6 protein-coding genes are annotated in these 6,369 nt (G+C 32.3%); 3 read left to right on the top strand and 3 right to left on the bottom strand.

All coding sequences use genetic code 11. The annotated features are described in order from the left end of the window. The 3 genes from Q0616_RS07975 to Q0616_RS07985 form a co-directional block, all read right to left on the bottom strand. On the bottom strand, positions 1-332 hold a 332-nt coding region (locus Q0616_RS07975), incomplete at its 3' end, for an RHS repeat-associated core domain-containing protein (RefSeq protein ID WP_298776314.1). Positions 333-411: 79 nt separating this feature from the next. Next, on the bottom strand, positions 412-1,995 hold the full coding sequence (locus Q0616_RS07980; protein ID WP_171622656.1) for an FMN-binding glutamate synthase family protein: 1,584 nt from the start codon (positions 1,993-1,995) through the stop codon (positions 412-414). Positions 1,996-2,227: 232 nt separating this feature from the next. Continuing rightward, positions 2,228-3,814 carry an ABC transporter substrate-binding protein gene (locus Q0616_RS07985; protein WP_298776317.1) on the bottom strand — a complete coding sequence of 529 codons (1,587 nt, stop codon included), beginning with the start codon at positions 3,812-3,814 and terminating at the stop codon, positions 2,228-2,230. Positions 3,815-3,870: 56 nt separating this feature from the next. Between Q0616_RS07985 and mtaB the strand changes: the two genes are divergently transcribed. The 3 genes from mtaB to Q0616_RS08000 form a co-directional block, all read left to right on the top strand. Beyond that, complete coding sequence (mtaB, locus tag Q0616_RS07990) at positions 3,871-5,205, top strand: tRNA (N(6)-L-threonylcarbamoyladenosine(37)-C(2))-methylthiotransferase MtaB (protein ID WP_225539335.1); 1,335 nt, start codon at positions 3,871-3,873, stop codon at positions 5,203-5,205. A 112-nt stretch (positions 5,206-5,317) separates the two neighbouring features. Then, positions 5,318-5,845: a DUF4136 domain-containing protein gene (locus tag Q0616_RS07995; protein ID WP_171622654.1), complete on the top strand. Its 528-nt coding sequence runs from the start codon at positions 5,318-5,320 to the stop codon at positions 5,843-5,845. Positions 5,846-5,951: 106 nt separating this feature from the next. Continuing rightward, positions 5,952-6,369, top strand: a 418-nt coding sequence (locus Q0616_RS08000) for an outer membrane beta-barrel protein (protein ID WP_298776320.1), incomplete at its 3' end; no start/stop codon positions are given.

The raw sequence follows: 6,369 nt of genomic DNA on the forward strand, positions 1-6,369 counted from the left end.
GCTAAAGACCAACCGCTAATATCTGTTAAAGAAGTTTTAAAGTTTTTACCTTCTAAAAAATAGTTGACTCCAACTTGTGTTACATAATCAGAAAAGATACCTATAATAGCTCCTACAGGTCCAGGCATTTCTCCATCTTCATCTATAAAAGAAATAGGGTCGGTATAAGCATAAGTATAAGGAGACCATTCAACCATATATTCACTTGCAGGATCATGAACTCCCCAACGTCCGATTGCAGGGTCGTAGTTTCTTGCTCCGTAGTCGTAAAGATTGATGTTGAACTCGTTTTGTAATTCTTTTCCGTTGTATTTGTATTTATAACAATTCATCATCATAAATATAAAAAAATACTAATTACAAAAAAAGCTCAATCGAAATTGAGCTTTAAAAATATTTTTTTGAGTTTGATTAATTCACCTTGCTCATTGTACGAACTCTAATTTCTTGTAAAACTTCTTCTACAGACATGCCAACATATGCACCTTCTTCTACAATTGGGTATAATTGGTCATAAGACATAATACGTGTATTGTCGATACGTAAATTAACATGAGAACGGTTAAAATCTCTGTGCGATTTAACACCTGTTGCAGAAATTAATTCAGATAAAATATGCATTGTTTTCTTGTGGAAATTATACATACGCGTTGCTTTATCTTCTACATCTAATCCCTTCATCAATTCACGATCTTGTGTTGCCACACCAACAGGACAAGTATTTGTGTTACATTGTAACGCTTGAATACAACCTACAGCCATCATCATGGCACGAGCAGAATAAACCAAATCAGCACCAATCGCCATAGCGCGTGCAATATGGAAAGAAGAAATTATTTTTCCTGAAGCGACCACACGAATATCTTTTTTAAGACCATAACCACGTAATGTATCAACCGCAAAAGCTAAACCATCTAATAATGGCATACCCAAAGAGTTAGAAAACTCTACAGGCGCAGCTCCTGTTCCTCCTTCTCCACCATCAATTGCGATATAATCTGGCTTAATACCTGTTTTGATCATTGCTTCACAAATTTCAATAAATTCACGTTTGATCCCAATACATAATTTGAAACCAACTGGTTTTCCTCCAGATAAATCTCTCAATTGTTTGATGAAATGTAACATCCCTTCAGCATCAGAGAAAGCCGAGTGAGATGGAGGTGAATCTACAGTTGTATAAGGTTCTACAGCACGAATTGCTGCAATTTCTGGTGTGTTTTTATTTGCTGGTAAAATTCCTCCGTGCCCTGGTTTAGCACCTTGAGAAATTTTCAATTCAATCATTTTTACATTTGGTAAACTTGCGCGCTCTACATATTTATCAGGGTCAAATCCTCCGTCTTTTGCACGACATCCAAAATATCCTGTACCAATTTGCCAAATTAAATCTCCACCTGGTTGTAAGTGATAAGGAGAAATTCCTCCTTCACCTGTATTATGAGCAAAGTTTCCTAATTTTGCACCTTTGTTCATTGCCAACACAGCATTTTCACTTAATGATCCGAAAGACATGGCAGAAATGTTCAATAAACTTGCTAAATAAGGCTGCTTACATTCACTTCCTCCAACTTTAACACGTGGATCATCTGCATGTTTAATTTTACCTGCATACATCGAATGGTTTAACCATTCATATCCTGGTTCGTAAACATCTAATTGCGTTCCGAAAGGCACCGTATCAATTACATTTTTTGCACGACGATAAACCATACTACGCATCAAACGGTCGATCGGTTTTCCTTCTGTATCCGTTTCTACAAAATATTGCATGATTTCTGGACGAATACTTTCCAATAAATAACGGCCATGTCCTACAATAGGAAAGTTTCTTCTAATAGCATGTTTTGTTTGCGTAATATCAGCAATTCCTAAAGCAATTAAAGGAAGAATAATTATTAAAGACCAAAGAATTCCTGGCCAAAAATAAGAGATTACTCCAATTGCAACAAGAGTAATGATAGATCCTACTACGAAAAGTTGTCTTACTTTCATAAGTAAAAATTTAAATGATTTTGATTAAAAATTTGCTGTCAAATATATCTAAAAAAACTCGGTTTTATCGCTTAAATTCTGAAATAATTTGTTTTAAAATATTGATTTCAAACGTTAGAGAAAATTGCTTATTTCAAATAAGCTAACAATTATCGAATGTCGTGAAATAAAATGAAATATTATTCAATTTTTATTAAAATATATTCAATCTTTCTATGAAAAGTTAAACGAATTATTCTTTGTAAACTCGTGTTAAATCTAATAATTTGATTGGTCCCATTGAAAAATTCTTCACTTTTTTATTCAAAAACAACGTTGTCTGATCATAGAATAATGGTAGAATTGGCGCATTTTGCATCATCAATGCATCCATTTTTTGATATTTTTTTGCACGTTCCTCTGGATTATTGATTAAAAAAGCTTCTTCATACAATTTGTCGAATTCTACATTTTTGTAATGTGAATAATTTGGTCCTTCTGGTGCGAAATTTTTCGAATAATATAAGGACAAAAAGTTTTCAGCATCTGGATAATCTGCACCCCAATTTGCTCTAAAAAGTGTAAATTTCCCTGTCGATTTTCCATCGCGCATAGTAGGTCCAGGTACTACATTTACTTTTATTGGTAAACCTAGTTTAGCCATTTCTGCAGCAATATATTCACAAACATCTACGTATTCTTGCACAGTTGTCAACTCTATAGGCTCTATCTTGCCTGTTGTTTTTTTATAACCATTGATTAATTCACGCGCTTTTTCAGGATTATATACATAACCGCTTTCAGCAGAATATCCAGGTAAACCTTTTGGTATGAAACCTCCATCAGCTTCAAAGGCTTGACCTTTCATCATGTATTTGATGATTTTATCTTTGTTCACTCCATAATTTAAGGCTTGACGCAATTTCAAATCAACTGCATTTGGTGCATCAAGATAAAAACACAAATAAACTGTACTTAAATAAGGAACTTTTTGAATTGTTAATAGATGCGCATATTTTGGATTCAAATCACCTATTGGATTCAGAATTTCATCTTTATAAGACGGATCCAAATCTGCCATCATATCTAAATTACCTTTGATTAATTCTAAAAATTCAGAATTTTTCTCTGGTAAAAAAGATAAATTAACCGCTTCTAAATATGGTAAACGTTGCCCTTTTTCATCAAATTCAAAATAAATTGGATTTTTTCTAAATACCATTTTCACGTTATCTTCCCAAATTTTAAACTGAAAAGGACCTGTACCGACAGGATGTTTGATGAAATCTTCGTTTCCATTTCTAAACATTTCTTTTGGAACAACAGAAGCATACTTCATCGATATTAAACCAAGAAAAGCAGGATACGCTTCTTTCAATTTAATCTCGAAAACTGTATCATTAATTGCTTTATACGAATCAATATTATTCATTATCCAACCACCAGAACCTCCAACTTTAGGATCTTTTAATCGATTAAAACTATATTCGAAGTCTGAGGCTGTCACAATTCTTGTAGAATCTTTACCAAACACTTCGTGCTTGTGGAAGTAAACATCGTTACGTAAATGAAAAACATAAGATTTACCATCTTCTGAAATCGACCAAGATTTCGCAATATCTGGTTGAATTTCCAATTGGTTATCAATCTTTACCAAACTATTGTATATCAAGTTACATGCCCAGTTATTGGCTTGTGTGCGTGCATTAATCGGATCTAAAGAAGAAATATTATCGTAACGATTAAGCTTAAATACTTTGTTTTCATCGATTTCTATTTTCTTGGAACACGAAAATACTGAAACGAATAACATAATGTAGATAAAGTATTTAGTCATCATAAAAAGGTGATTTTTTTATGTTTCAAAACTATGGATAATTTCTTAAATTTGCAGCTATGAATAATCAAACTAAAACAGTTGCATTTCATACATTGGGATGTAAGCTTAATTTTTCTGAAACTTCGACGATCGCGAGAAACTTGAAAGATAATGGTTATCAGAAAGTTGAGTTTACAGATTCTGCGAATGTGTACGTAATAAACACATGTTCGGTAACCGCAAATGCAGACAAAGAGTGCAGAACGATTGTGAAAAATGCAATGAAAGCAAATCCAGAAGGTTTTGTTGTCATTGTAGGTTGTTATGCGCAATTGAAACCGCAAGAAATTGCGGAAATGGAAGGTGTTGATTTGGTTTTAGGAGCTGCAGAAAAATTCAATATTGCTGAATATTTAGACGATATCAATAAAAAAGAAGAAACGATTGTACATTCTTGTGAAATTGAAGAGGCCGATTTTTACGTTGGTTCATACTCAATTGGTGACCGTACACGTGCATTCTTGAAAGTACAAGATGGTTGCGATTATAAATGTACCTATTGTACGATTCCTTTGGCACGTGGAATTTCACGTTCAGATACTGTAGAAAATGTGATCAAAAATGCGAATGAAATTGCACAAAAAGGAATCAAAGAAATTGTATTGACTGGTGTAAATATTGGTGATTATGGGAAAGGTGAATTCGGAAATAAAAAACACGAACATACTTTCTTAGAATTGGTGCAAGAATTGGATCAAGTTGAAGCAATCGAACGCATTAGAATTTCATCTATTGAACCAAATTTATTGAAAAATGAAACAATTGATTTTGTATCTAAAAGCAATCGATTTGTTCCACATTTTCATATCCCATTGCAATCAGGTAATGATGAAATTTTGAAAAAAATGAAACGTCGTTATTTATCAAATCTTTATTTAGATCGTGTAACGAAGATTCGAGAAGTAATGCCAAATGCTTGTATTGGCGTAGATGTGATTGTTGGTTTTCCTGGTGAAACTGAAGAATTATTTATGGATACCTATAATTTCTTGAACGAATTACCTATTAGCTATTTACATGTATTTACTTATTCTGAAAGAGATAATACAGAAGCTATCGAATATGATGGTGTTGTAGATCAAGGAGAGCGTAAACGTCGCAATAAAATGTTGCGTATACTATCGGAGAAAAAACGCCAAGCTTTTTACCAATCTCAATTAGGATCAACTCAAAAAGTGCTTTGGGAACATGACAACAAAGATGGAAAAATGTTCGGATTTACAGAAAATTATGTAAAAGTTCAGACGGATTTTAATCTTGAATTAGTCAATCAAACACAACTTGTAGATTTAGTAAGAATCAATCACAATGGTATTGTTGAAGTAAAAATTAACGAGTTAGAATTAGCCTAATAAATTTTGTAAATATTAGTTAAAAAGAAGTTCAATTGTTTTGAGCTTCTTTTTTTTAATTTAACTTTACATTTAGGAATAATAATTGTAGTTTTAATTAAAAATTAAGGTCATGAAAATTATACATTTTACTTTTATAATTTTGTTGTCTTTATTTGTAACGAGCTGTGGTACAGTTCAGGTAAGTACAGATTATGATAGATCAGCAAATTTCGCAACGTATAAAACTTATTCTTTCCATCAAAAAGGCTTGGATAAGCTGAAGGTGAACGATTTAGATAAAAACAGATTAATTGCCGCAATTGATGCACAAATGGCAGCAAAAGGTTTTACAAAAGTAAATACTGATGCCGATTTGGTAGTTAATTTATTAACAAGTTCAAAAGAACAAATTTCTGTAAACAATAACAATTGGGGGTATGGTCCTTACGGATACTACGCCGGTTATTATGGAAATAGCGTTTCATCTTATCAAGCAGGCACAATTGTTCTTGACATTGTAGATGACAAACGAAATGTATTGGTATGGCAAGGTGTAGGATCTGATCTGAACTTGAGTAATATTAGTGCAAAAGCGGAAAGAATACCGAAAGCTATTGAAGAAATTTTAGCTAAATTTCCACCACAACCAAAACAATAATTTTAAACTATTTTATCATATTAGCTCTTCCAAAGAAGAGCTTTTTTGTGGAATGAAAATTGTATTAAAAAAAACTTTAATTTTGTTAAAAAATATACAATAACTTATGAAAAATTTAAAAACCAATCTATTAAGCTTAATCTTATTAAGTTTATCTACTTTGTCTTTTGCTCAAATGGAATATGGAGTAAAAGGTGGTGTAGGACTTAGTAATACAACTATTGTTCATGGAGTTTCTAAAGAGAGAGTTGGATTTTTAGCTGGAGGTGTAGCGAAATATCAATTAACAACACGAAATGAAAACCACTATTTACAAGCCGAAGTTTTATATACTACTCAAGGAGAATATTCATTATATAAAGAAGGGGGCGATAAATATAAAGCGTTCTTGAACTATATCAATATTCCAATTATGTATAAATATTATTTTGATGATCAAGGAAAAGATTTCTTTGTTGAAGGAGGACCACAATTAGGTTTCAAAGTATCAGAAAAATTTGATGTAGGAGAACCAGAAAGTGAAA

The sequence above is a fragment of the uncultured Empedobacter sp. genome (assembly GCF_937930195.1).
GTDB classification, from domain to species: Bacteria; Bacteroidota; Bacteroidia; order Flavobacteriales; family Weeksellaceae; genus Empedobacter; species Empedobacter stercoris.